The sequence below is a fragment of the Bradyrhizobium sp. CCGB20 genome (assembly GCF_024199855.1).
GTDB lineage: Bacteria > Pseudomonadota > Alphaproteobacteria > Rhizobiales > Xanthobacteraceae > Bradyrhizobium.
The window spans coordinates 7,318,355-7,343,978 of record NZ_JANADN010000001.1 but is presented as its reverse complement, the minus strand read 5'-3'; the positions used below and the strand labels follow the sequence as shown (position 1 = coordinate 7,343,978).

The window sequence follows — 25,624 nt, the reverse complement described above, 5'->3', positions numbered from 1 at the left end:
CCACACTCAACTGTCATGCCCCGGCTTGACCGGGGCATCCAGTACGCCGCGGCTTCTCCGTATCCTCGCTTTGTCGCTGGAATACTGGATCACCCGCTTTCGCGGGTGATGACAGCGGAGGGGAGGCTCTACGCCTCCACGAACTCGTCGCGCCGATACCCCTGCGCATAGAGCAGCGCGGTGAGATCGCCATGGTCGATCCGCGCGGCAGCCGCGGCCGCGACCGCAGGCTTGGCGTGATACGCCACGCCGAGCCCCGCCGCCTGAATCATCGCGAGGTCGTTGGCGCCATCGCCGACCACGACGGAGTCGATGTCGTCGAGATCGAACGACTCCATCAAATCCACCAGCGTCGCGAGCTTTGCCGCGCGCCCCAAGATCGGCTCCTTCACCTCGCCGGTGAATTTGCCGTCGCGCACGACGAGCTCGTTGGCGCGGTTCTCCTGGAAGCCGATCCTGGCCGCGACCGCGCTCGTGAACAGGGTGAAGCCGCCGGAGACCAGACAGGTATAGGCGCCGTGCGCGCGCATGGTCGCGACCAGCTCGCGGCCGCCCGGGGTCAATGTGATGCGCTTGGCCAGCACCTCGTCGACCACGCCGGCAGGGAGGTCCTTCAGAAGTGCGACGCGCTCGCGCAGCGCCGGCTCGAACTCGATCTCGCCGCGCATCGCGCGTTCGGTGATGGCGGCCACGTGGGCTTTCATCCCGACGAGATCGGCGAGCTCGTCGATGCATTCCTGCCCGATCATGGTGGAATCCATGTCGGCGAGAAAGAGCTTCTTGCGCCGGAAGCCGACAGGCTGCACCACGATGTCGATGGGGAGATCGCCGCGAAGCTCGCGCAACCGCTGCTCGATGGCGTGGCGGTCGCCTTCGAGGTTATCCTGCGCGCCGAAGGGGATGTCGACCGCAACGCCGTCGAACAGCCAGTGCGCCGGCGCTGCGTGGGGCAGCACGGCGCGGGCGCCGTCGACAATGGTAGAGTCGAGCGCGGGATTGTCAGGGTTGCAGATCAGCGTGGCGACGAGGGACATGCAGGCCGGTATGGGAGGTTGAACAAGGTCGTGCTTATCGCAGGACCTTGCTCTACCGGCAAGTCGCCGTACCGCATCAATATCTTTTGCAGACCGGCTCTTAGGGAAAGAGAGGCGTAATCAGCCCCCAGACATGGCTGAGACCGCCACCGCTGCTCGTACCGAGCATATCGCCACGGTGGCATGAGAGACAATTCAGGTTCTGCTTGAACGTTTCCATGGTCGAATTGGCGAGCGTCTTGGTGCCGACGACGTTTGCACCCGCGGGTGCCTTCCCATCGCTGGTCCAGGTCGATCCGATCATGATGTACTTCGAGCGCACATCCCCAGCCGGCATCTGACCGAGGATGCTGCGGTTGATGGAGATCAAGTTGGTGTTGTTGGCAACCGCGGCCGTGTCCGTGAGGGGCGTGCCCCAGGCATTCGCCCGAGTCACGTCCACGGCACCGATCGTGCCATTGGCGCCGGACGCGACGATGTCGCCATTTCCGTCAACCGTCATCCGCGGTGACGCGGGACTCGAAGCTCCAGAACTCGAGAACAGCCACGATCCGCTGCCGTCGGCAGGTACGGTAGCCTCGGCCCCCAACGTGGTCTTGTAAACGTATTTCTGGTTGGGGGCGTTGTTGACATGTTCGAACGTGGCCCAGATCATTTCGGGATGACCGAGAGCACTCCCGACCACATGAAATCCGACCAGTGCAAGATCGACGGTCTTTGGGGACGTGTGAACCCACTTCTGGGGATTTGAGGTGTCGAAACCGGGAACGGTCGCCTTGATGGTCAAATAGTCTTGCGGATTGCTGAGTGTCGAAGCCTCGACCCAGGACGATTTCAGCTCCATGGCGAGCGCGATGCTGTCCTGGAATCCCGGCCTGGCGTGAGGTGCCGGCGCGTTCCTGGCAACGTCCGTGATCTTGCTCAGAAGGGAGGCCTCCGATGGAAATTCGGTCGGCACGGGAGAAAACTTGCCGTCGGTTGCGCCCGTGCTGAAATAGGCGAACACGTCGTTGACCTGGAGCAGGTAGTAGACGAGGCCGTTGTTCCGCGTCACCAGCACTGCGCCGCCGCCGGCCTGGCCGAGCTCGACAACGTCGCCGGAGGTCGTCAACAGGCGCTGGACACCGTCGACGGTCACGGTTTCGTCGGCGAGATTGATCGCCTTGCCGGAAGCATCGCTAAGCACGGGCGCACCACTCGCCGTGGTTTCGACGTCGAGCACCTTGTTCGTATCGTCGAGAAGCAGCGGCTTGCCGCTGACCGAGGCCGCTACGCGCGCGACATCGATCGGCTTGCCGGTCTTGTCGCGAAAGAGCGCGCTGCCAGCCCGTCCGGTCTGCGCGCGCACGACGTTGCGTATGGTTCCCTTGCTGTCGGCTACGACGTCCAAGCCCTTGTCTCCGACGAGCGAGATCGACGGCGCGAAGCTCAGCACCGTGTTGTCGTCTTGCGGGATGAGCTTGCGCTTGTCACCTGCTGGCACCGAGAGGCCATAAAACTGGGACGAGCTGAATACGTGCTTGCCGGGGCCGCGCGGAGAGGTCAGCCAGAGGAACATCTGGACGGACCATTTGTAGAAGTTGCAATCGGGACCCGAGCCGAACGCGAGACTGTTTGCGGGAACGACGAGGCCGTCCTTCGCCGAGCTGCCCCCGGCAAACCAGTTCGCGAACTCCGAGGCCTGAACGGTGCAGGATTGCATGACGTCGGGGGGAAGGGCGGTTTGCGCGCTTGCCGGTTGCACGGCGAGCAACGCCGCGAGCACGCTTGTTGTGATGGCGGTGAATTGCTTCTGTTTCGACGGATGGTCGCTTTTCATGACGTTCTCCAATCGATGCTTCAAAATGAGATTAAGCAAGCAAAGTGCGATAAGAACATAATAAGCAACCAGTAATTGTTGCACAAGGCGGCACAAAAATGCAATGCGGATGTTGTGCAACGTGATCCGGCTCCCATGCGCCAAGCCGCCGCCATCCTGATCGCAGGCCCGACCGCCAGCGGCAAGTCGGCGCTGGCGCTGGAGCTTGCGCTGAGCGCGGGCGGAATCGTCATCAATGCCGATTCCATGCAGGTCTATCGTGACCTCCGCATCATCACCGCGCGCCCCACACATGGCGAGGAAGCGCGCGCGCCGCACCGTCTCTACGGCCACGTCGATGCGGCCGTGAACTTCTCGGCCGGCGCCTGGGTGGCCGACGCGGCGAAGGCGCTGGAAGAGGCGAAAGCCGAAGGACGCCTGCCGATTTTCATCGGCGGCACGGGGCTTTATTTCAAGGCGCTGACGGCGGGCCTCAGCGTGGTGCCGCCGATTCCCGCCGAGGTGCGCGAGGACGTGCGCGCGCGGCTGGAGCGGAACGGCGTGGAGGCGCTGCACGAGGAACTCGCGCGCCGCGATCCGCGCGCCGCCGAACGATTGAACTTGCGTGACCGCACCCGGATCGCGCGCGCCCTCGAAGTCATCGAGGCGACCGGCCGCTCGCTGCTGGACTGGCACCATGAGGGCCAACCGCCGCTGCTGTCGAAGGACAGTTTTCGCGCGGTTTTTCTCGCGCCCGAGCGTGACGAGCTTTATGCCCGCATTGATGCGCGTTTCGACGCCATGCTCGGTGGCGGGGCGCTGAAGGAGGTCGAGCGGCTTGCCGCCCGGCAGCTCGATCCGCTGCTGCCGGCCATGAAGGCCCATGGCGTGCCGGCGATGATCCGGCACCTGCGGGGCGAACTCAGTCTGGAGGACGCCGCCACGATCGGCCGGGCCGACACCCGCCACTATGCCAAGCGCCAATTCACCTGGTTCCGGCATCAATTGCCCGATTTCGAATGGGTGAAGCTGGAGGAGGCGAGGGGCTGGCTGGCCGCAGCCGTTAGCGCGGTCCTGGGTCCCGGCTGACGCGTTTTTGTACCCGGGTTCCCGAATTTACCCCTCGCCGAACCCCGGGAACACCGCTACACTGCCAAAATCGCGCGGGAACGGCCGCATCGCCTTGACATCCAGGCTTTGGCCGCTATGTTTCGCGCAACCTTTGGGAAGCCGAGCGTCCGTCATGCGCAACATTATTACCAAACTCCTTATCGCCGTCGTACCCAGGCACACCGCCGGGGGTGGCTAGCTGCCATCCACATGACAGGCGGTGTGCAGGGTCCCTCTTCGGGGCCTTTTTTATTTCCCGAAACCGACACGAACGAAGCCGCTGACAACAGCGCATCCGGAGCAAGACAATGAGCGACAAAAGCCACGATCCGAACCAGATGACCGGCGCCGCGATGATCGTCCGCGCGCTCATCGATCATGGCGTGACCGACATTTTCGGCTATCCCGGCGGCGCCGTGCTTCCGATCTATGACGAGATCTTCCAGCAGAGCGAGGTCCAGCACATTCTGGTCCGCCACGAGCAGGGCGCGGGCCATGCCGCGGAGGGCTATGCGCGCTCGACGGGCAAGCCGGGTGTTGCGCTGGTGACCTCCGGACCCGGCGCCACCAACATGGTGACGCCGCTGACCGACGCGCTGATGGACTCGATCCCGCTGGTCTGCATCTCCGGCCAGGTGCCGACGCATCTGATCGGCAACGACGCGTTCCAGGAGTGCGACACGGTCGGCATCACGCGGCCCTGCACCAAGCACAATTGGCTGGTGCGCGACGTCAACGATCTCGCAAAGGTGCTGCACGAGGCCTTCTATGTCGCGACCTCCGGCCGTCCCGGCCCGGTGCTCGTCGACGTGCCCAAGGACGTGCAGTTCGCGACCGGCACCTATCATCCGCCGCGCAAGTCGGACGTGCACCGCTCCTACGCGCCGCGCGTGAAGGGCGACGCGACGCAGATCCGCAAGGCGGTGTCGCTGCTCGCCAATGCCAAGCGCCCGGTGATCTACAGTGGCGGCGGCGTCATCAATTCCGGCCCCGAGGCAACCAAGCTCCTGCGCGAGCTGGTCGAGGTCACGGGTTTCCCGATCACCTCGACGCTGATGGGCCTGGGTGCGTACCCCGCGTCGGGCAAGAACTGGCTCGGCATGCTGGGCATGCACGGCACCTACGAAGCCAACATGACCATGCATGATTGCGACGTCATGCTGTGCGTCGGCGCACGCTTCGACGACCGCATCACCGGCCGCGTCGATGCGTTCTCGCCGGGCTCGAAGAAGATCCACATCGACATCGACCCGTCCTCGATCAACAAGAACATCCGCGTCGACGTGCCGATCATCGGCGACTGCGGCAACGTCCTCGGCGACATCCTCCAGGTGTTCAAGGCGGAGGCGAAGAAGCCCGACATCAAGGCGTGGTGGCAGCAGATCGCGCAGTGGCGCGCCCGTAACTCGCTCTATTACAAGAAGAGCAACGACGTCATCCTGCCGCAACACGCGATCCAGAGCCTGTTCGATGCGACGCGCGGCAAGGACACCTACATCACGACGGAGGTCGGCCAGCACCAGATGTGGGCGGCGCAGTTCTTCGGCTTCGAGGAGCCGCATCGCTGGATGACGTCGGGCGGTCTCGGCACCATGGGCTACGGCCTGCCGGCCGCGATCGGCGTGCAGGTCGCGCATCCCGACAGCCTCGTCATCGACATCGCGGGCGATGCCTCGGTGCAGATGACGATGCAGGAGATGTCGACGGCGGTGCAGTACGAATTGCCGATCAAGATCTTCATCCTGAACAACCAGTACATGGGCATGGTGCGGCAGTGGCAGCAGCTGCTGCACGGCAACCGGCTGTCGCATTCCTATTCGGAAGCGCTGCCGGATTTCGTCAAGCTCGCGGAAGCCTATGGCGGCGTCGGCCTCCAGGTGCACAAGCCGTCCGATCTCGAAGGTGCCATTCAGGAGATGATCTCGGTCAAGCGCCCGGTGCTGTTCGACTGCCGCGTCGCGGCGCTCGAAAACTGCTTCCCGATGATCCCCTCCGGCAAGGCGCACAACGAGATGCTGTTGCCCGAGCAGGCCAACGACGAGGCCACCGCCAAGGCGTTCGCCGGCGGCAAGGCGCTGGTGTGAGCCCATGTTCGACCTGACGGAGCTCGAGCGCGCACATGCGATCGTGGGGCAGGCGGTGCCGGCGACGCCGGCACGCGGCTGGCCGCTGCTCGCCGAGCGCCTCGGGACGCAGGTCATCGTCAAGCACGAGAACCACACGCCGATCGGCGCCTTCAAGGTGCGCGGCGGTCTCGTCTATCTCGAACGGCTGAAGCGCGAGCGGCCGGACATTCCGGGCATCATCTCTGCGACGCGCGGCAATCACGGCCAGAGCCTGGCATTCGCCGCGGGCCGCCATGGCGTGCCGGCAGTGATCTACGTGCCCCGCGGCAACTCGGTCGAGAAGAACCGCGCGATGAAGGCCTTTGGCGCCGAGCTGGTCGAGCACGGCGAGGACTTTCAGGCCGCCGCCGAAGAGGCGCAACGGCGCGCCCAGTTTACCGGCCTGCACATGGTGCCGTCGTTCCATCCGGATCTCGTGCTCGGCGTCGCCACCTATGCGCTCGAACTGTTCCGGACGGCGCCGGATCTCGACGTTCTCTATGTTCCGATCGGGCAAGGGTCCGGAATTTCCGGCTGCATCATGGCGCGCGACCTGCTGGGCCTGAAGACCGAGATCGTCGGCGTGCAGTCCACGGAAGCGCCGTCCTACGCGCTGTCGTTGGCGGCCGGCAAGGTCGTGACGACGAAGACCAGCAACACGCTGGCCGACGGCATGGCCACGCGCATTCCCGACGCAGACGCGTTCGCGCTGATCCGGAAGGGGGCCGCGCGCATCGTGCAGGTTTCCGACGACGAAGTCGCCGCCGCGATCCGCGCCTACTGGACCGACACGCACAATCTCGCTGAAGGCGCGGGAGCCGCCGCGCTCGCTGCGGCGCTTCAGGAAAAGAACAAGCTGTCAGGCAAGCGCGTCGGTCTCGTGCTGTCCGGCGGCAATATCGATTTCGATCTGTTCCGCAGTTGGGTCGGGGCAGAGGCGCCAGCGATGGCGTGACGGAGAGACAAGAGGGGACGACCATGAACCAGCCCGCATCCGCCTACTTCATCGAGGACCGCCACGATCCCAACGAGACGCATACGCTCTCGGTGCTCGTGCAGAACGAGCCCGGCGTGCTCGCGCGCGTCATCGGCCTCTTCTCCGGCCGCGGCTATAACATCGAGAGCCTTACGGTCTCGGAGACCGAAGCGCAGAAGCATCTGTCGCGCATCACCATCGTCACCACGGGCACGCCGATGGTGATCGAGCAGATCAAGCACCAGCTCGACCGCATGATCCCGGTCTATCGCGTCGTCGACATGACCCAGACCAAGCGCTCGATCGAACGCGAGCTGGCGATGGTCAAGGTGCGCGGGCAGGGCGAGCATCGTGTCGAGGCGCTGCGGCTGGCGGATGCGTTCCGCGCCCGCGTGATCGACGCCACCACCGAGAGCTTTGTGTTCGAGATCACAGGCAATACGGACAAGATCAACCAGTTTATCGACCTGATGCGCCCGCTCGGCCTTGTCGAGGTGTCGCGTACCGGCGTTGCCGCGATCGGCCGCGGACCTGAAGGAATGTGAACCATGCTGGCGCGCGACTGGTACTACAACGAGCGGAACCGGATGGGGATCGAGCCCGCAGTGGCTTCGATCTACGACGCCCATGACGATGCCGATCTGCGGGCGCGCGCCGCGCTCAAAATGCTCGGGGTGCAGCGCGGCTGGCGCATCGCCGATATCGGCTGCGGCAACGGCGTGCTCGCCACCGAAGCGGCGCTGATGGGTGCCGAGGTGGACGCCATCGACATCTCGCCGGCGATGCTGGCACTCGCCGAGATCTACGCCCGCGACCGCAAGGCGCCCGTGCGCACGCAGTCCGCCGGCCTGCTCAGCTTCGCCTACCGGCCGGAATCCTACGATCTGATCGTCAGCGAGTTCACGCTGCACCATCTGCCGGATTTCTGGAAGGTGGTGGCGATGTCGCGAATCTACCGTGCACTGAAGCCGGGCGCGAGCTTCTATCTGCGCGACATCGTCTACGCCTCGATGCCCGACGCCGTCGAACGCGACGTCGAGCAATGGGCCGACTTCCAGATCAAGAACCACGATTTTTCGCGCGAAGGCGTCGTCACGCACATGCGCGACGAATATTCCACCTTCGGCTGGGTGATGGAGCGGATGCTGACCGATGTCGGCTTCACGCTGGTCTCGGCCGACTACCACGCGCCCATGCACGGCACCTATCTGCTGCGGAAACCAAAAGCCGGCGAGCAAGGCTAGAACAGAACAACAAACAGGGCTGCACGACAAAGCAGAACCGAGAACAACAATGAAGCCGGCCGATATCCTCATCGCCATTCTGGTGGCGGTCATCTGGGGGTTTGCCTTCGTGGCGAGCCGGATCGCGCTCGACGAGTTTTCGCCGGAGCTGATGACGGCGATGCGCTTCACCATTGCCGCGGTGCCGTGCCTGTTCATTCCCAAGCCGAAGGTCGCCTGGTCGCTGCTGATCGCGATCAGCTTCACGCTGTTCCTCGGCCAGTTCCTGAGTCAGGCCTATGGCATCGCCCACGGCGTGCCGGTGGGGTTGACCAGCGTCGTCGTGCAGAGCCAGGCACTGTTCACCATCGGCTTCGCCGCGGTCGCATTCGGGGAGCGGCCGACGCCGGTGCAGGCGCTCGGAATCGTCATCGCAGCAGTCGGTCTTCTGATGATCTGCGGCACCGTCGGTTATGATTTCAGCGTCGGTGCCTTCGCGGTGCTGATGATCGCCCCGATTTGCTTCGCCGTCGGCAATCTCCTGTTGCGCGGTGCCCGCGGCGCGCCGATGTTCGATCTGTTCGCCTGGCTCTGTCTCACGGCGGCGGTGCCGCTGTTCGCGCTGGCGCTGGTCGTCAACGGGCCGGTGCCGACCTTCCAGTCGCTGATCCACATGTCGCTCACGGGCCTAGTCTGCTTGCTGACGATCGGCGCCATCTCGACCAGCATTGCCTACTGGCTGTGGGGCCGGCTGCTGCGCGACTATCCGGCGGCGCAGGTGGTGCCGTTCGCGCTGCTGGTGCCTTTCGTCGGCTCGGCTGCCTCGAGCATCGTGTTCGGTGAAAAATTCGGACCCTTGAGGCTGACCGGCATGCTGACCGTGATCGGCGGCATCGCCGTGATGGTGCTGGCGCGGCGCCCGCAGCCGCTGCCGAAGACGGCGTGAGGTGAGCATGTCGCAGTCGTTGCTCTATGCCTTCCTCATCTTCATGGTCGTGATGTACTTCACGCCTGGGCCGAACAATATCATGCTGCTGTCCTCGGGCCTGACCTACGGCTTCCGGCGCACCATCCCCCACATCGTCGGCATCGTCCTCGGCTTTGCCTTCATGATCGCCACGGTCGGCCTCGGGCTCGGCTCGGTGTTCCTGGCCTATCCGGTCCTCCAGACCATCCTGAAATATGCCGGCGCCGCCTACCTGATTTACCTGGCCGGCATGATTGCCCTCTCCGGCCCCGCCAAGCCGGGCGAGGAGAGCGCCCGTGGGCCGATGACCTTCTGGGGCGCAGCCATGTTCCAGTGGATCAACGCCAAGGGCTGGGTGATCGTGATCGGCACCATCACCGCCTATGCGGCCATCGCCCAGTTTCCGCTCAACATCGCGATCCAGACCCTGATCAGCCTGCTCGTGGGCGCCGTCTCGACCGTGGTCTGGGCGCTGTTTGGTACCGCATTGCGGCCGGTCCTGACCTCTGAGCGGCTGGTCCGCGCCTTCAATATCCTGATGGCGATCCTGCTTTTGGCATCGCTCTACCCTGTCTTCATGGATGCATGATGCCGCAGTTTTCCATGCAGAAACGGGTTTCCTTCGGGCTGCGAAATGCTCTAGACAGCCCGGGAAATCCGCAAATTTCACCGCCTGAGACCTGACCAACGGCCGATTCTGGCCACCTGAACCGAGGAAACGACTATGCGTGTTTATTACGATCGCGACGCCGACCTGAACCTGATCAAGGGCAAGAAGGTCGCCATCGTCGGCTACGGCAGCCAGGGCCACGCCCATGCGCTCAACCTCAAGGACTCCGGCGTCAAGGAGGTGGCGATTGCGCTGCGCAAGGACTCGGGTTCGGTCAAGAAGGCGGAAGCCGCCGGCTTCAAGGTGATGGAAGTCGCCGAAGCCGCCAAATGGGCCGACCTCGTCATGATGCTGACCCCGGATGAGCTCCAGGGCGACATCTACCGCGAGCACCTGCACGACAACATGAAGAAGGGCGCCGCCCTCGTGTTCGCGCACGGCCTCAACGTCCACTTCAACCTGCTCGACCCGCGCGCCGACCTCGACGTGCTCATGATCGCGCCGAAGGGCCCCGGTCACACCGTGCGCTCGGAGTATCAGCGCGGCGGCGGCGTGCCCTGCTTGATCGCGATCGCCAAGGACGTCTCGGGCAACGCCCATGACCTCGGCCTGTCCTACGCCTCCGCCGTCGGCGGTGGCCGCGCCGGTATCATCGAGACCACCTTCAAGGAAGAGTGCGAGACCGATCTGTTCGGCGAGCAGGTCGTGCTCTGCGGCGGCCTGGTCGAGCTGATCAAGGGCGGCTACGAGACCCTGGTCGAAGCCGGCTACGCGCCCGAGATGGCCTATTTCGAGTGCCTGCACGAAGTGAAGCTGATCGTCGACCTGATCTATGAAGGCGGCATCGCCAACATGAACTACTCGATCTCCAACACGGCCGAGTACGGCGAGTACGTCACCGGTCCGCGCATCGTGACCGCCGAGACCAAGGCCGAGATGAAGCGCGTTCTCGCCGACATCCAGGGCGGCAAGTTCGCCCGCGACTGGATGCTCGAGAACAAGGTCAACCAGACCTCGTTCAAGGCGACCCGCGCCAAGCTCGCCGCTCACCCGATCGAGGAAGTCGGCGCGAAGCTGCGCGACATGATGCCCTGGATCAAGAAGGGCGCGCTGGTCGACAAGTCGAAGAACTAAGCCCGTCGATCTTCGGACGTGGCGCGGCGCGCCGCGCTACGTCCGGGACGCGGGAGCGAAAGCACAAGCTTCGCTCGCCCAACCAATTCTTAAACCTTCACGAGTATCTTGGAGCGAGATCGCAACCAGCGGTCTCGCTCTTTTCATCTCGCGCGAAGCATTGCTGCTTCATTCAAATTCTTCGCGAGCTGACATGCACTCTGAGCGCGAAGAACTGACGCTTAAACCACATTCTTGATCTCGCGTCGTTTGTCAGGGCTTTTTCAGAAGCTCGCGATCACCAAAAGCCGAGTGTCTTCAGAGTCAAGGATTCGGCTCTTCATCTGCATTTTCAGCGCGCGATCAACCTCATGTCGCGACGTTCGCGCCGCTTCATCTTAAGAATTGACACCTGCGTCGCCCTTTGAGCGTTGGGCGGCATTGCACACTGGCGCGTTCCTCCTGCATGATCGCGGGAACTCAAGGGGGAGGGGACCATGCGATCTGTTGTGGTGACCGGCGCGTCCACCGGCATCGGCTGGGCCATTGCGAAATTCCTGATCGGGCGCGGCTATCGCGTCTTCGGCAGTGTCCGCAAGCAGGCGGATGCCGACCGGCTCAAGGGCGAGTTCGGCGCCAATTTCATCCCGCTGCTGTTCGACGTCACCGACGAGGCTGCCGTGCTGGCCGCCGCCCGCCAGGTGCGTGAGGCGCTGGGCGGCGAGACGCTGGCGGGTCTCGTCAACAATGCCGGCATCGCGGTTGCCGGCCCCGTGCTCGAATTGTCGGCGGATGATTTCCGCCGCCAGATGGACATCAACGTCATCGGCCCGGTGATCGCGACGCAAGCCTTCGGGCCGCTGCTCGGGGCAGATCCCTCGCTGAAGGGGCCGAAGGGCCGCATCGTGATGATCAGCTCCGTCGCCGGCAAGAACGGCAATCCGCTGTCGGCGCCTTACTGCACCTCCAAGCACGCCATCGAAGGGCTGTCGGAGAGCCTGCGCCGCGAATTGATGCTGTTCGGCATCGACGTCATCATCGTCGCGCCCGGCGCGGTGAAGACGCCGATCTGGAGCAAGGCCGAGCAGACCGATCTCTCGGTCTACCAGAACTCGCCCTATCTCCCGGCGCTGAACAAGGTCATGGCGTTCATGATGAAGCTCGGCGAGACCGGGCTGCCGGCCGAGCGGATCGCCGAAATCGTGTTCGAGGCGCTGACCGCGGCAAGCCCCAAGGTGCGCTACCAGATCACGCCGGACCCGCTGCGCCATCTGATCGGCGCCGTGCTGCCGAAACGGACACTCGACCGCATCATCGCCAAGCGGCTGGGGCTGCTGCCGCAGGGCTGAGACCCTAGCGGGCCGCGATGGTCCGTCCGCGCGGATGGACGGCCATCGCGATCAGCCGCAGTGCCACCACGGCGAGCAGCGGAATGAGGAACGCGGCGTAGAGCGGCATCGCCGGCACGCGCTTGCCGAACGACACCATGAATTGGAACCAGAGATAGTAGCCGCCGCCGAGGTGCAGCACGCGCCAGGCTTGCGGCCCGAGCAGCGCGGCGGCGCGGTCGAACGAGGTCGCGCTCATGGCGATGATGACGGCATAGCCGATACCGCCAAAGACGTAGGAGGCGGCCGAGGTTGCCTCCGCAAAGCCGGCCGGATCCATTTTCGCGAAGGCAATGATCGCAACCGCATGGATGGCGTGGGACGCCGCAAAGCTCAGGCCCAGATAGCGGCGGTTGCGGCGCTGCCAGCGGGTCCAGGCATTAGGCCACAGCCGTGCCAGTGCCGCGCCGCTGAAGGCGAGGCAGAACAGCAGCAGCGAGCTTCGCGCCGTGAAACGGATCACCATCCGCACGCCTTCGACCTCGAACTGCCGCATCGAGGCGATCCATAGACTTAGGGCGACCAGGATCAGGGAGAGGACGCCGAGCAGCCGCCAGCCCTCGAACCAGTTTTGACGTTCGGTCACGATGATCTCCTCCGTTATGTAATCAACGATTACATTCCAGGGCGGCGTGGCGGCAACGGTGTAATCGCTGCTTACATTCACGTTCGGGTGATGTTAGGAAATCCCATGCCCTCCCGTCAGACGTCCAAGCCGCGCGCCCGCCGCCAGGCCTCCTCGGCCCGGCCCTATCATCACGGCGACCTCCGCCGCGTGTTGATCGATGCTGCGATGCAACTGGCGGCAGAGGGGGCCGAGATCTCGGTGCGCGAGGCTGCCAGGCGGGCGGCGGTGTCGCCTGGAGCGCCGTTCCGGCACTTCCCCAACCGCGACGCGCTGATGGCGGCGGTGGCCGAGGAGGCGCAGCGGCGCTTCCGTGCCGAGATCGAGGTGGCGCTGGGCCAGGCGCCGGCGACCGACCCGCTCGGCCGCTTCCGCGCCTTCGGGCTGGCCTATCTGCGCTGGGCGATGCGCAACCCCGCGCACTTCGAGATCATCTCCACCGGGCGCTATTTCGCCCATGGCAGCTCAACCGAGTTGACCCGTGACAATGCCGAGCTGATCGCTCTGACCGAGCAGATGCTGGCTGACGCGGCGGCGCAGGGCCTGCTGCGGTCGGACGACCTCAAGCGCATCGAGATCGCCGGCCGCGCCCTGGTCTACGGTTTCGCCCGGATGAATCTGGACGGCCACTTTCCGCGCTGGGGCGTGGAGGAGGGCGAGATCGAGCGGATGGCGGAAGGGGTGATCGACCTCTTCATCGCCGGGATCGCCAAGGCCTGGAGCGGCGGGTAGCTCTGCCCAACCCTCATGGTGAGGAGGCGCGCAGCGCCGTCTCGAACCATGCAGGCCCCGCCCCGGGCCTCGCCCTTCGAGACGCCCGCTTCGCGGGCTCCTCAGGGTGAGGGGATAGAGCCAGGTGTGCGGCACCTCGCCGCCCACCTCCATAAAGCCAAAGTCGGATCGCGGCGCGCGTTGCCTGTCCTTGACTGTTCCGTTACAGTTTTATGACACGGTGCAGGCTTCCGGCTGCGCCGGACGCCCTAGCCGTCGTCACGCCGGCCAGACGGCTAGGTATCATTGCGCCGGACCAGCTGTTGCGTGCCGTCGATGGCGTCCGCGCCCAATCCAGGCCCTTCTGCCACGACCGCCGCACTGGCGAGCGTCGCCGCGCTCGGTATCTGGCGGCTGCTCGCGGTCGCGGCTCCGCATCTGGCGGCACTTGCGCTGATGTACGAGACCGAGACCGATTTCGGCTCGCGCCTGTCCTTCGCACTCGCCTGGGGCATCCTCAACTTCTTCTGGATCACGCTGCTGCGCCGGCCGGCGCTGTCGGGCGCGCTGTCGCTGACCATGGTCGTCGTGCTGGTGCTGCTGTCGCGGCTCAAGCACGACGTTGCGCAGATGACGGTCAACTTCATCGACCTGATGATGATCGACCGCGACACCGTCGCGTTCCTGTTCACGATCTTCCCGAATCTGCGCTGGTCGGTGATCCTGGCCGGCCTCGTCACCCTGCCGCTGATGTATGCGCTGTGGTGGCTCGACCCGTTCCGCATCCGCCGCCTGCCGGCGCTCGCCTGCAAGCTCGCCTGCCTTGCCGCACTGGTCGGCTATTCGCTCTATCATCCGGACGAGGCCTGGCGCGGCTATTACGACGACGGCTATCTCTCGAAGTTCTTCCGCTCCGGCGTCAGCGCGGTCTCCGACTTCGCGCAATACGGCTTCATGGAGTCGGCGGCCTCGACCAACGAACGGCTCAACATGCCGCTGGTGGATGCCTGCCACCCCGCGGGCCGCCGGCCGAACATCATCATGGTTCATGATGAATCGAGCTTCGACATTCGCGCCGCGCAGGGCATCAAGGTGCCGCCGGGCTACGGCAATCATTTCAAATCCTGGGACGGCAAGCAGCGCACGTTCCTCGCCGAGAGCAATGGCGGTCCGAGCTGGTTCACCGAATACAACGTGCTCGCAGGCCTCTCCTCGCGCTCGTTCGGCCGCTTCGCCTATTTCGTGACGCGCATCGCATCGAGCCGCGTCGAGCGCGGCCTGCCGCTGGCGCTGCGCCGCTGCGGCTATGACACGATGTCGCTCTATCCCGCCTATGGCGGCTTCATGGCTGCGCGCAGCTTCCAGACGACAACCGGCGTCGAACGCTTCCTCGATTCCAAGGATCTCGGCGCCAAGGACGTCGAGCCGGACTCTTTCTTCTACGACAAGGCGCTCCAGCTGATGGGCCAGCAGCCGCCGAACAAGCCGCTGTTCACCTTCATCTATCTCGGCGCCAATCATTTCCCCTGGGAGACGCGCTTCCGCCCCGATCTGCTGCCGAACTGGCGTGCGCCGGGCAATGTGGCCTCCATCGACGAATATCTGCGCCGGCAGGCGATGAGCGCGGAGCAGTACAAGGCTTTCGTTGCGGGGCTGAAGAAGAACTTTCCGGGCGAGCCGTTCCTGATCGTGCGCTACGGCGACCATCAGCCTGAGTTTGCGCCTGCTATCCTCGAGCCCGGGCTCGACGAGGGCGCTCTCGGCAAGAAGCTCGACGCTTACGATCCGCGTCTCTACGCGACCTATTACGCGATCGACGCCATTAATTTCGAGCCGGTGAAGAGCGCCGCAGTGATGGACACGGTCGACGGCCCCTATCTGCCGCTGGTGATCCAGGAAGCCGCCGGCATTCCGCTCGATCCGTCCTTTGCCGAGCAGAAGGAGATCATGCTCCGCTGCAAGGGCATCTTCTACGGCTGCAAGGACGGCGCCGAGGCGCGGCGGCTGAACCGGCTGCTGATCAATGCGGGGATGATCCGGGGGCTGTAGTTTCCATCGCGGCCATTCATTCGCCATCGCATCCGTCGATATTCTGGCCCGGGGTCCTCCTCCGAACGAGTGACGCGATGAGGGACGATGCCGGGTAATGGGGCGCTCAATCAATTGCGAACCACAGGAGAAGCAATTTGCCAATTTCCGTGAAACAGATGCTCGAGGCCGCTAACGCGGCCGTGCCGAAAATCACGCCGGCCCAGGCCAAGGAGATGATCGGGAAGGGCGCGCTCGTGCTCGACGTGCGCGATGCGCCTGAGATCGAGAAGAGCGGAAAGATCCCGGGCGCACTGAATATCTCTCGCGGCATGCTGGAGTTTCGGGCCGATCCGGACTCGCCCTATCACGACAAGACCCTCGCCAGGGACAAGACCGTGATCCTCTATTGCGCCTCCGGCGGCCGCTCCGCGCTCGCCGGCAAGCTGCTTCAGGACATGGGCTATGGCCACGTCTACAACGTCGGCGGCTTCAAGGACTGGGTCGATGCCGGAGAGGCGACCGAGAAGGCTTAAGCAAAGGCGGCGGCGCGGGGAGGCATTCCCCTAGCGCCTGCCCACCTTCTCCCACAGCCACTTCGCCACCGCATCGGGCGACGAATTCGCGTCGTTGCCGCTGGCGCGCAGGTTCGCTTCGCGCATCGTGGCGATGTCGATCTTGCCGAGCAGCGGCTTGAGGGCTGCCTGCAGTTTTTCGTCCCCGGACCGCTTCGGTGCCAGCAGCAGGATCGCATCATAGGGTGGGATCGCGTGCCTGGGATCGTCGAGCGCAACGAGATCGTATTTTGCGATCAGCCCGTCGCTGGTGTAGCCGGCGATCACGTCGATCTCGCCGCTGGCGACGGCCGCATACATGAAGTCCGGCTGCATCTGCCGCTGCGCGCGGAACGAGAGGCCGTAGGCCTTTTGCAGTGCCGCCCATTCCGGGCGAGAGAAGAACTCGTAGTCGCCGGCAATCGACAGCGTCGAAGCATGCGCGGCGAGATCGGCGATGGTGCGGATGCCAAGCGCCTCGGCGCGCTTCTTCGGCATCACCAGCGCATAGGCATTCTCGAAACCGAGCTCGCCGAGCAGGGTGATGTTGTCCTTCGCGAGCGATGTCTTCAACTCCGCCAGCAGTTCCGCGCGCGGCTTGATCTCGGTGCGATGCAGCTGGTTGGCCCAGAGCGTGCCGGAATAGTCGACATAGAGATCGATGTCGCCGGCCTTGAGCGCCTCGAAGATCACGCTGGAGCCGAGACCCGACCGAGCGGTCGCGGAGAGACCGGCGGCCTGGAGACGGTCCCTCAGCAGGGCCGACAGCACATATTGCTCGGCAAAAGTCTTGGCGCCGACGACGTAGCTCTGCGACGAGCGTCCCATCGCCGGCACCAGCGTTGCGAGGACCAGCGCCGCGATTCCGATGCCGCCGAGCGCGGGACGCAGGCGGCTGCGCTGGCGCAAGCCGCTCTCGATCAGGCCGAGCAGCTGATCGACGGCGAGCGCGAGCAGGGCCGAGGCAAAGCAGCCGAACAGCACGAACACCCAGTTCTGGGTTTGCAGCCCGGCGAAGATGTAATTGCCGAGGCTGGTCTGTCCGATCGGGGTGGAGAGCGTGGCGGTGCCGATCACCCATACCGCGGCAGTGCGGATGCCCGCCATCATCACCGGCAGCGCCAGCGGCAGCTCGACCATGACGAGCGACTGCCGCGCGGTCATGCCGACGCCTTTCGCGGCTTCGATCAGCGCGGGGTCGATGCCGTTCAGCCCGGTGATGCCGTTGCGCAGCACCGGCAGCATGGAATAGAGCGCAAGCGCCAGCATCGCCGGCAGGAAACCGAAGGCCGAGAAGGAGACGCCAAACCAGGCGAGCGTCACGGAGGCAATCAGCAGCAGCAGCGGATAGAACAGTGCAAGCAGCGCCAGCCCCGGCACCGTCTGCACGATACTGGCGAGCGCGAGGAGGACGGCGCGTGGCGCCGGGCGGTTGCGCGTCAGGATCGCCAGCGGCAGGCTGATGGCGAGGCCAAGCGCGAGCGCGGCAAGGCTGACCCGCACGTGATTGCCGAGGTAGTCGGGCAGATGCGACAGCGCCTCGCCCCAGCGCGGATCGGCGAGGAGGTTCATGCCGCACCGCTCGTTGGCAGCAGCGCGTTCAACCGCTCGACCTGGCGCCGCGGGGTGCGCAGCAGCTCCAGCACATAGGCGTCGCCGCTGTTCGAGAGCTCCGCGGGCGTGCCCTGCGCCAGCAGCTTTCCACCGCGCATCACCGCGATGCGGTCGGCGAGCAGGATCGCTTCCGTCATGTCGTGGGTGATCATGACCGTGGTCAGGCCGAGCTTGCGATGCAGCTCGCGAAAATCCTCGCCGAGCGCATCGCGGGTGAGGGGATCGAGCGCACCGAACGGCTCGTCCATCAGCACAATGCGAGGCCTTGCCGCGAGCGCCCGCGCCACACCGACGCGCTGGCGCTGGCCGCCCGAGAGCGCCTCGGGCAGGCGGTCGCGGTGCGCGCGGCGGTCGAGCTGGACGAGCTCGAGCAGCTCGTCGACGCGCGCTGCGATCTTGGCTGCGGGCGTGCCAAGTAGTTTTGGCGTGATCCCGATATTGTCGGCGACACTCAAATGCGGGAACAGTCCGCCGCTCTGGAAGACGTAGCCGATCCGCCGCCGGAGCTCGACCGGATCGATGTCCTGCACGTTGTCGCTCTCGACGGTGATCGTGCCGCCGTCCGCCTCGATCAACCGGTTGGCGAGCCGCAGCAGCGTCGTCTTGCCCGAGCCCGAGCCGCCCACGATGGCCACGAACTCACCCTCGGCAACGTCCAGCGACAAATCGTCGACGGCCTTGAGCGAGCCGAAGCTTTTGGTGACGTGGGCATAGCCAATCATCGGCCTGGACGGCATCGGGCGGGGGCTCGCTTCGCTGCCCCGCCCATGGAGGGAGGGGATGACAAGGCCCATGCGTAGCACGCTTGGCGGCTCGATTGAACTTGGCCGCGCGAGCGGCTAAGGCATCGGGCCATGTTCGGAGGGAACACATGACAATGCCCACGGCAGTGGCGCTGGAAGATGCCAAGGTCGCGTTCCAGCTCGGGGACGGGCGGGTCTATACGGCGGTGGAGAAGGCGCATTTGGCGGTCGCGCAGGGCGAGTTCGTCGCCATCGTCGGGCCCACCGGCTGCGGGAAATCGACGCTGCTCAACGTTGCCGCGGGTCTGCTCAAGCCGGCCGCCGGCAGCGTCAAGATCTTCGACCGGCCGCTGTCGGGGCTCAACCGGGACGCCGGCTACCTGTTCCAGGCCGATGCGCTGTTCCCCTGGAAGACCGCGCTCGACAATGTCGCGATCGGGCTCGAGATCAAGGGCACGCCGCGCGCCGAGGCGCTGCCGCGCGCGCAGAAATGGCTGACGTCCGTGGGCCTCGGTGCTTTCGCCAATCGCTATCCGCACATGCTCTCGGGCGGCCAGCGCAAGCGCGTGGCGCTGGCGCAGGTGCTGATCCGCGATCCAAAAATTCTGCTGATGGACGAGCCGTTCGGGCCGCTCGATGCGCAGACCCGGCAGGTGATGGGCAACCTGCTGCTCGACCTCTGGAATGCCGACCGCAAGGCCGTGCTGTTCGTGACCCATGATCTCGAAGAGGCGATCGCGCTCGCCGACCGCGTCGTGATCATGTCGGCCGGGCCGTCCTCGCGCATCATCGGCGACTGGCGGGTCACGCTGCCGCGCCCGCGTGACATTTTCGAGGTGCGGCTCGACAAGGAGTTCCATGCACTCCACCGCGAGATCTGGAGCGTGCTGAAGGACGAGGTGATGAAGGGTTACGCGCAATCCACCCAAGCGGCGGAGGCGGTCTGATGTCGCGCGTGACGCTGCTCGCACTGCAAATCCTGGTCGCCGTCGTCTGCCTCGCGCTGTGGCAACTCTTTTCGACCGTGCCGGTGTTCGGCAAGATCCTGCTGCCGCCGTTCTTCTTCTCCAATCCTGTCGACGTCTTCGCCCAGATCGTGAAGTGGTTCTCGTCCGGCGTGATCTGGAAGCATCTCGGCATCACGCTGACGGAATCGGTCCTGGCCTTTGTGATCGGATCGGCCGGCGGCGTTCTCATCGGTTTCTGGTTCGCGCGCCAGCCGCTGGTCGCCGCGGTGTTCGACCCTTACGTCAAGATGGTCAACGCGCTGCCGCGCGTCGTGCTCGCGCCGATCTTCGCGCTGTGGCTCGGCCTCGGCATCTGGTCCAAGGTCGCGCTCGGCGTGACGCTGGTGTTCTTCATCGTGTTCTTCAACGTCTATCAAGGCGTCAAGGAGGTCAGCCGCACCGTGCTCGACAATGGCCGCATGCTCGGCATGAGCGAGCGGCAGTTGATGCAGCACGTCTATTGGCCGTCGGCACTTTCGTGGATGTTCTCGTCGCTGCACACCTCGGTCGGCTTCGCCGTGGTCGGCGCGGTCGTCGGCGAATATCTGGGATCGGCGGCGGGGCTCGGCTATCTGATCCAGCAGGCCGAAGGCATATTCGACGTCGCCGGCGTGTTCGCCGGCATGTTCGTGCTCTCGGCCTTCGTCATCCTGATCGACTTCGGGGTGACGCTGGTTGAGCGCAGGCTGCTGGTCTGGCGGCCGACCGTGGACGGGCGCGGGTAGGAAACGGGCCCGCGCCCCGGCGCGAGCCCGGAACCGAGAAGGCTCAATCCAGCAGCTTGGTGTCGTCGGGCGCCTGCGGCGGGGTCTTGATCGCGATCGCCTTGACCTGGCCGCTGATCGGCTTGGTGCCGCCGTGCGGCGTGCCCTTCGGGATGATGACGAGGTCGCCCGGCTTCACCGTCACTTCCTTATCGCCGAGCCAGATCGTCCCGGTCCCGTCCAGGATGTACTGGATCTCGTTGGTGTTGGGGTGCATGTGCTTGGGCACATTGCCGACCTGGATCGAGATGGTGGCGCCGTCCGCGCTCGCGAACATTTTTGAGCGGTAGCCGACATTGTTGGCGTTCCCGAGCGCGTCGCCTTCCATCTCGCCGGTGTGGATGACCTGCGCGGTGATGTTTTCGGCGGCCAGCGCCGGTCGGAGCAGCTGGTTCGCGCCGCATCCGGCAGCAAAAGCGGTGGCGATCGATAGCCCGATTGCAAGGCGATTCATGGATGATCCTCCCCATCACAAGTTTGTTGTTGTGCACCCATGCTATTGCGCCGAAAGGCCGATGGCCAGTGCCTTAAGGCGCGCTTCTCAAGCCAGTCCTGCTGCTCTATGGTGCCGCCAGCCGAACGGAGGAAACTAATGAAGAACACGATTGCCAGGCTCGCCGGCGCGCTGCTCGCGCTGACGCTCACCACCTCGCTTGCCGCGGCGCAAAGCAAGGTGACCATCGCGGTCGGGGGCGGCGCCTGCCTGTGCTATCTGCCGACGGTGCTGGCAAAGCAGCTCGGCGAATACGAGAAGGCCGGCCTCAATGTCGAGCTGGTCGACCTCAAGGGCGGTTCGGACGCGCTCAAGGCCGTGCTCGGCGGCAGCGCCGACGTCGTCTCCGGCTATTTCGACCATTGCGTCAATCTCGCCGCCAAGAAGCAGGAGCTTCAGGCCTTCGTGGTCTATGACCGCTATCCCGGCCTCGTGCTGGTGGTCGCGCCCTCGCGCACCAATGACATCAAGTCGATCAAGGACCTCGCCGGCAAGAAGGTCGGCGTCAGCGCACCCGGCTCCTCCACCGACTTCTTCCTGAAATATCTCCTGAAGAAGAACGGGCTCGATCCCGCCGGCACCGCCGTGATCGGCGTCGGCCTTGGCGCGACCGCGGTTGCCGCCATGGAGCAGGGCCAGCTCGATGCCGCCGTGATGCTCGATCCCTCCGTCACCGTGCTCCAGGGCAGCCACAAGGATCTGCGTATCCTCAGCGACACCCGGACGCAGAAAGATACGCTCGAGACGTTCGGCGGCGAATATCCGGGCGGCGCGCTGTACTCGACCGTGGCCTGGATCAACGGCCACGAGAAGGAGACGCAGGCGCTCACCAACGCGATGCTTGCCACGATCGCCTGGATTCATTCGCATTCGCCCGAGGAGATCATGGCGAAGATGCCCGACGAGATGGTCGGCAAGAACAAGGACCTCTATCTCGCCGCGCTGAAGAACACGATCCCGATGTTCTCGGAAACCGGCAAGATGGACCCGAAGGGCGCGGACGCCGTGCTCGCGGTGTTCAGCGTCGGCTCGCCGGAGGTCGCGAACGCCAAGATCGACGTCAGCAAGACCTTCACCAACAAATTCGTCGACCAGGCCAAGAAGACCACCGGGAGCGCCAAATAACTGACGCGAAGGCAATGTAAACAGGCGTCATGACGTCACCGGTCATTCATCGCGTCACGACGCTTGCTCTTGCCGTGCGGCCGATCGTCTGGCCGTTCGCGGAAGAACAGCGTGCCGAGATCGCGTCGCATTTCGCCGAGAAGCAGCGCGAGCGGCCGAAGCTCTGGAACGGCCGCGTCCTGCTCGGGCGCGATGCCGTGTTCAACGACGGCCATCTCTCGGCGACCTATTTCGAGACCGATTTCGCGAGCTTCCTTGCCTGGCGCGATTGGGGCTTTCCCGACAAGGCGGTGTTCAACGGCTTCGGCATGGGCGCGCTGCGCGCCTCCGACGGCGCCTTCATCATGGGCGAGATGGCGCAGCACACCGCCAATGCCGGCCGGATCTATTTCCCCTCGGGCACGCCCGACCTCGACGACGTCAGGGACGGCGCGCTCGACATTCCCGGGAGTGTCATCCGCGAGGTCGGGGAAGAGACCGGCCTGACCGAGGCCGATTACCGGGCCGAGCCGGACTGGCATTGCGTCGTGACCGGCCCGTCGATTGCACTGATCCAAATTCTCGACCTGGATATGCCGGGCACCGTGGCGCGCGCCCGGATCGAAGCCAGTCTCGCGAACGAGGCCGAGCCCGAGCTTTCGGCCATTCATCTCGTGCGTGGAGTGAGCGATCTCACGCCGTCCATGCCGCGATTTGTCACGGCCTTCGTCGAGCAGCAGTTCGCGCCGCGCTGACGCGCGAGGCTTGACATCGCTGCGCTCAGCCCATGTGATGGGCAAAAAAGCAAAAGCAATAAGAATGCAATGCACAATCGTCCAGGGAGGTTTTGATGCGTCTGCGCATGGCTGCCCGCTTGGTACGTGGGCTGTTGGTCGCGGTTGCCGCGACGGGCTTGGCGGTGTCCGCCCAGGCCCAGGAGAAGAAGATCAAGATCGGCGTCGTTTTTGATTTGACCGGACCTCTCGCCGGCGGTGGCTCCGAACTCGGCTATATCGGCGCAAAGATCATCCTCGACCATTTCGCCAAGACGGGCGTCGAGGGCTACAAGATCGAGGCGGTCTATGCCGACGCGCAGAGCAAGCCCGACGTCGCCATCAACGAATCCGTCCGCCTGCTCGAGCAGGAAAAAGTGGACATGGTGCTCGGCTTCTTCTCCTCGGCGCAATGCGTGCCGGTGGCCGCGCGTGTCGAGCAGCTCAAGAAGTTCATGTGGATGACGACCTGCATCTCGTCGGCCGTGTTCAACGAGAAGGGCTACAAATACGTCTTCCGCCCGCAGGCGAGCGGCGACCAGTTCGGCATGATGACGATGGATTTCATCGCACAGAATGCCAAGGCGAAGTTCGACAAGGAGCCGAAGGATCTGCGCGTCGCCATCATCCACGAGGATGGCGCCTATGGCGTCGACGTCTCCAGGGGCAACGAGGCCGGCGCAAAGAAGGCCGGCTTCAACGTCGTGATGAAGGAAGGCTATTCAGCCACCGCGCCCGATCTGTCCGCGCTGGTGACCAAGCTGAAGCGCGCCAAGCCCGATGTCATTTTCCACACCGGCTACAACCCCGATATCACGCTGCTGCTGCGTCAGGCCCGCGAGCAGGGACTGAAGTTCGGCGCGCTGATGGGGCATGGCGCGGGCTATGGCGTCTATGAGAAGCTGAAGGAAGGCATGGGGGCTGACGCCACCTACATCTTCAACACCGACCCGATCTCGATCTGGCTCGCCAACCAGAAGACCATGGATCCGAAGCTTCCGCCTGTGATCAAGATGGTCGGCGAGGAGTTCGACAAGATCCGGCCCGGCGTCGCCATCCGCTCCGCCCATGTCGGCATCGGCGCGTCCAACACGTACGTCTTCATGTCCGACGTGCTGCCGCGCGCGATCAAGAAGTACGGCGGCGTCGATCCCGACGCGCTGCGCAAGGCGGCGCTCGACACCGACATCCCCGAGGGCGGCACGATGCTCGGCTTCGGCGTGAAGTTCTACGGCGAGGGCACGCCGATGGCCGGGCAGAACGAGCGGTCATTCCCGGTCGTGATCCAGTATATCGACGACAAGTCCTCTGTGGTGTGGCCCAAGAGCCAGGCGCAGCGCGAGGCCGTGCTGCCGCTGCCCAAGGGCACCACCTACAGCAACCAGTAGCGGCGGAGCGAAGCGGTGCTGGAAGTCAGCGGGCTGGTGAAGCGCTTCGGCGGCTTCACCGCCGTCAACAACGTGTCGTTCAGGGTCGACCAGGGCGAGATCCTCGGCCTGATCGGCCCCAACGGCTCGGGCAAGAGCACGATCTTCAACATGCTCTCCGGCACGCTGGCGCCGACGTCAGGTTCGATCCTGTTCGGCGGGCATGAGATCGCAGGCCTCGCGCCGCACCGGATCATCAACAGCGGCATCGGCCGCACCTTCCAGATTCCGCGGCCGTTCCGACGCCTGACGATCTTCGAGAACGTCGCGCTGGCCGGCTTCTACGGCCAGGGCCGTCACAGCCGTATCAAGGCGGAGGAGGCGGCCGAGCGGTCGCTGGCCATGGTCGGCCTGCCGACCGATCGCCATGCCAGCGTCGATGGCCTGGGCGCCGCCGGCCTGAAGAAGCTCGAACTCGCCAAGGCGCTCGCCACCGCGCCAAAGCTGCTGCTCGCCGACGAGAGCCTCGGCGGTCTCGACGAGGCCGAGATGGACCAGGCGGCCGACATGCTGCGCAACATCCGCGACGAGCTCGGCATCACCATCATCTGGGTCGAGCACATCATGGGCGTGCTGATGCGCGTCGTCGATCGCGTGATGGTGCTCGATCACGGCGAGAAGATCTCGGAAGGGTTGCCGAGCGCGGTCGCGGGCGACCCGCGCGTCATCGAGGTCTATCTCGGCACCGACGCCGAGACCACGCAGGCCGCGGCGGCGGAAGCGCGCCGCCGCGCGGGAGGCTAGTCGCGATGCTGGAGCTTCGTTCGGTCAACGCGGGTTACGGCACGTTCCAGGCGCTGTTCGACGTCAATCTCGATGTGAAGGCGGGCGAGGCCGTCGGTGTGATCGGCCCTAACGGCGCCGGCAAGACCACCCTGATGCGCGTCATCTCCGGCCTGATCCGGCCCTCGCGCGGGTCGATCAGGATGGAAGGCGTCGACGTGGTGGCGACGCCGCCGCACAAGATTGTCAGCCTCGGCATCGCGCATGTGCCGGAGAACCGGCGGCTGTTTCCGCAGCTCTCGGTCGACGACAATCTCAAGATGGGCGCCTTCATGAGGGAGGCGCGTGGCCACTATGCCGAGCGGCTGGACGTCGTGTTCGACCTGTTTCCGCGCCTGAAGGAGCGCCGCCACCAGATGGCCGGCACCATGTCCGGCGGCGAGCAGCAGATGTGCGCGATCGGCCGCGCGCTGATGTCCAATCCAAAGCTCCTGCTGCTCGACGAGCCGTCGGCGGGGCTGGCGCCGGTCGTGGTGCAGCAGGTGTTCGAGCTGGTGAAGCGGATCCGCGCCAGTGGCCTGACCGTGCTGATCGTCGAGCAGAACGTGCAGCAGGTGCTGAAGGTGGTCGATCGCGCCTATCTGATCGAGGCGGGCACGATCAGGGCATCCGGCACGTCGGCCGAGATGCTGGCGAGCGACACGGTCAAGGAAGCGTATCTCGGGGTGTGAGGT

25 protein-coding genes are annotated in these 25,624 nt (G+C 64.9%); 19 read left to right on the top strand and 6 right to left on the bottom strand.

Annotated features, from left to right (window positions below; genetic code table 11):
- Positions 1 to 128: 128 nt before the first annotated feature.
- Positions 129 to 1,034, bottom strand: coding sequence for a phosphoserine phosphatase SerB (gene serB / locus NLM15_RS34495; RefSeq protein ID WP_254122379.1), 906 nt, complete (start codon positions 1,032 to 1,034; stop codon positions 129 to 131).
- 100 nt (positions 1,035 to 1,134) lie between these two features.
- Entirely contained in the window at positions 1,135 to 2,853 is a 1,719-nt protein-coding gene (locus tag NLM15_RS34490; RefSeq protein WP_254122378.1) for a hypothetical protein, read from the bottom strand.
- 135 nt (positions 2,854 to 2,988) lie between these two features.
- On the opposite strand from NLM15_RS34490, the gene miaA reads away from it, so the two are divergent.
- The 9 genes from miaA (at position 2,989) to NLM15_RS34445 (ending at position 12,285) form a co-directional block, all read left to right on the top strand.
- Positions 2,989 to 3,921, top strand: coding sequence for a tRNA (adenosine(37)-N6)-dimethylallyltransferase MiaA (gene miaA / locus NLM15_RS34485; RefSeq protein ID WP_254122377.1), 933 nt, complete (start codon positions 2,989 to 2,991; stop codon positions 3,919 to 3,921).
- Positions 3,922 to 4,250: 329 nt separating this feature from the next.
- A complete protein-coding gene (locus NLM15_RS34480) occupies positions 4,251 to 6,026 on the top strand; it encodes an acetolactate synthase 3 large subunit (protein WP_254122376.1) in 1,776 nt (591 codons plus the stop codon).
- A gap of 4 nt (positions 6,027 to 6,030) precedes the next feature.
- A complete protein-coding gene (locus tag NLM15_RS34475; RefSeq protein WP_254122375.1) occupies positions 6,031 to 7,002 on the top strand; it encodes a threonine dehydratase in 972 nt (323 codons plus the stop codon).
- 23 nt (positions 7,003 to 7,025) lie between these two features.
- Positions 7,026 to 7,568 (top strand): acetolactate synthase small subunit, encoded by a 543-nt coding sequence (ilvN, locus tag NLM15_RS34470; protein WP_254122374.1) that lies wholly within the window; start codon positions 7,026 to 7,028, stop codon positions 7,566 to 7,568.
- A 3-nt stretch (positions 7,569 to 7,571) separates the two neighbouring features.
- A complete protein-coding gene (locus NLM15_RS34465; protein ID WP_254122373.1) occupies positions 7,572 to 8,267 on the top strand; it encodes a class I SAM-dependent methyltransferase in 696 nt (231 codons plus the stop codon).
- A gap of 49 nt (positions 8,268 to 8,316) precedes the next feature.
- Entirely contained in the window at positions 8,317 to 9,192 is an 876-nt protein-coding gene (locus NLM15_RS34460; protein ID WP_254122372.1) for an EamA family transporter, read from the top strand.
- A gap of 7 nt (positions 9,193 to 9,199) precedes the next feature.
- Positions 9,200 to 9,802, top strand: a complete 603-nt coding sequence (locus tag NLM15_RS34455; RefSeq protein WP_254122371.1) for a LysE family translocator — start codon at positions 9,200 to 9,202, stop codon at positions 9,800 to 9,802.
- A gap of 135 nt (positions 9,803 to 9,937) precedes the next feature.
- The gene (gene ilvC, locus NLM15_RS34450) at positions 9,938 to 10,957 is read left to right on the top strand and encodes a ketol-acid reductoisomerase (RefSeq protein WP_014493068.1); all 1,020 of its coding nucleotides are present in this window, start codon (positions 9,938 to 9,940) and stop codon (positions 10,955 to 10,957) included.
- Positions 10,958 to 11,433: 476 nt separating this feature from the next.
- On the top strand, positions 11,434 to 12,285 hold the full coding sequence (locus NLM15_RS34445; RefSeq protein WP_254122370.1) for an SDR family oxidoreductase: 852 nt from the start codon (positions 11,434 to 11,436) through the stop codon (positions 12,283 to 12,285).
- A gap of 4 nt (positions 12,286 to 12,289) precedes the next feature.
- Here NLM15_RS34445 and NLM15_RS34440 read toward each other — a convergent pair whose 3' ends face one another.
- Positions 12,290 to 12,910 (bottom strand): hypothetical protein, encoded by a 621-nt coding sequence (locus tag NLM15_RS34440; RefSeq protein ID WP_254122369.1) that lies wholly within the window; start codon positions 12,908 to 12,910, stop codon positions 12,290 to 12,292.
- Between the two features lie 105 nt (positions 12,911 to 13,015).
- On the opposite strand from NLM15_RS34440, the gene NLM15_RS34435 reads away from it, so the two are divergent.
- From NLM15_RS34435 to NLM15_RS34425, 3 genes are all read left to right on the top strand, one after another.
- Positions 13,016 to 13,681, top strand: a complete 666-nt coding sequence (locus NLM15_RS34435; protein WP_254122368.1) for a TetR/AcrR family transcriptional regulator — start codon at positions 13,016 to 13,018, stop codon at positions 13,679 to 13,681.
- A 315-nt stretch (positions 13,682 to 13,996) separates the two neighbouring features.
- Positions 13,997 to 15,709, top strand: coding sequence for a sulfatase-like hydrolase/transferase (locus tag NLM15_RS34430; RefSeq protein ID WP_254122367.1), 1,713 nt, complete (start codon positions 13,997 to 13,999; stop codon positions 15,707 to 15,709).
- A gap of 137 nt (positions 15,710 to 15,846) precedes the next feature.
- Complete coding sequence (locus tag NLM15_RS34425) at positions 15,847 to 16,224, top strand: rhodanese-like domain-containing protein (protein WP_254122366.1); 378 nt, start codon at positions 15,847 to 15,849, stop codon at positions 16,222 to 16,224.
- A gap of 30 nt (positions 16,225 to 16,254) precedes the next feature.
- Here NLM15_RS34425 and NLM15_RS34420 read toward each other — a convergent pair whose 3' ends face one another.
- A complete protein-coding gene (locus tag NLM15_RS34420; protein WP_254122365.1) occupies positions 16,255 to 17,814 on the bottom strand; it encodes a glycine betaine ABC transporter substrate-binding protein in 1,560 nt (519 codons plus the stop codon).
- The gene (locus NLM15_RS34415; protein WP_254122364.1) at positions 17,811 to 18,593 is read right to left on the bottom strand and encodes an ABC transporter ATP-binding protein; all 783 of its coding nucleotides are present in this window, start codon (positions 18,591 to 18,593) and stop codon (positions 17,811 to 17,813) included. Before NLM15_RS34415 ends, NLM15_RS34420 begins: the two co-directional genes overlap by 4 nt.
- Before the next feature lie 134 nt (positions 18,594 to 18,727).
- On the opposite strand from NLM15_RS34415, the gene NLM15_RS34410 reads away from it, so the two are divergent.
- Together NLM15_RS34410 and NLM15_RS34405 are read left to right on the top strand one after the other, a co-directional pair.
- Positions 18,728 to 19,546, top strand: a complete 819-nt coding sequence (locus NLM15_RS34410) for an ABC transporter ATP-binding protein (protein WP_254122363.1) — start codon at positions 18,728 to 18,730, stop codon at positions 19,544 to 19,546.
- Entirely contained in the window at positions 19,546 to 20,331 is a 786-nt protein-coding gene (locus NLM15_RS34405) for an ABC transporter permease (protein ID WP_254122362.1), read from the top strand. Before NLM15_RS34410 ends, NLM15_RS34405 begins: the two co-directional genes overlap by 1 nt.
- A gap of 43 nt (positions 20,332 to 20,374) precedes the next feature.
- Here NLM15_RS34405 and NLM15_RS34400 read toward each other — a convergent pair whose 3' ends face one another.
- Positions 20,375 to 20,824 carry a cupin domain-containing protein gene (locus NLM15_RS34400; RefSeq protein WP_254122361.1) on the bottom strand — a complete coding sequence of 150 codons (450 nt, stop codon included), beginning with the start codon at positions 20,822 to 20,824 and terminating at the stop codon, positions 20,375 to 20,377.
- 138 nt (positions 20,825 to 20,962) lie between these two features.
- Between NLM15_RS34400 and NLM15_RS34395 the strand changes: the two genes are divergently transcribed.
- The 5 genes from NLM15_RS34395 (at position 20,963) to NLM15_RS34375 (ending at position 25,621) form a co-directional block, all read left to right on the top strand.
- Positions 20,963 to 21,988 carry an ABC transporter substrate-binding protein gene (locus tag NLM15_RS34395; protein ID WP_254122360.1) on the top strand — a complete coding sequence of 342 codons (1,026 nt, stop codon included), beginning with the start codon at positions 20,963 to 20,965 and terminating at the stop codon, positions 21,986 to 21,988.
- Between the two features lie 29 nt (positions 21,989 to 22,017).
- On the top strand, positions 22,018 to 22,722 hold the full coding sequence (locus tag NLM15_RS34390) for an NUDIX hydrolase (protein WP_254122359.1): 705 nt from the start codon (positions 22,018 to 22,020) through the stop codon (positions 22,720 to 22,722).
- 95 nt (positions 22,723 to 22,817) lie between these two features.
- A complete protein-coding gene (locus NLM15_RS34385) occupies positions 22,818 to 24,128 on the top strand; it encodes an ABC transporter substrate-binding protein (RefSeq protein ID WP_254122357.1) in 1,311 nt (436 codons plus the stop codon).
- Positions 24,129 to 24,143: 15 nt separating this feature from the next.
- Entirely contained in the window at positions 24,144 to 24,911 is a 768-nt protein-coding gene (locus NLM15_RS34380) for an ABC transporter ATP-binding protein (RefSeq protein WP_254122356.1), read from the top strand.
- A gap of 5 nt (positions 24,912 to 24,916) precedes the next feature.
- Positions 24,917 to 25,621 carry an ABC transporter ATP-binding protein gene (locus NLM15_RS34375; protein WP_254122354.1) on the top strand — a complete coding sequence of 235 codons (705 nt, stop codon included), beginning with the start codon at positions 24,917 to 24,919 and terminating at the stop codon, positions 25,619 to 25,621.
- The last annotated feature ends 3 nt before the right edge of the window (positions 25,622 to 25,624 follow it).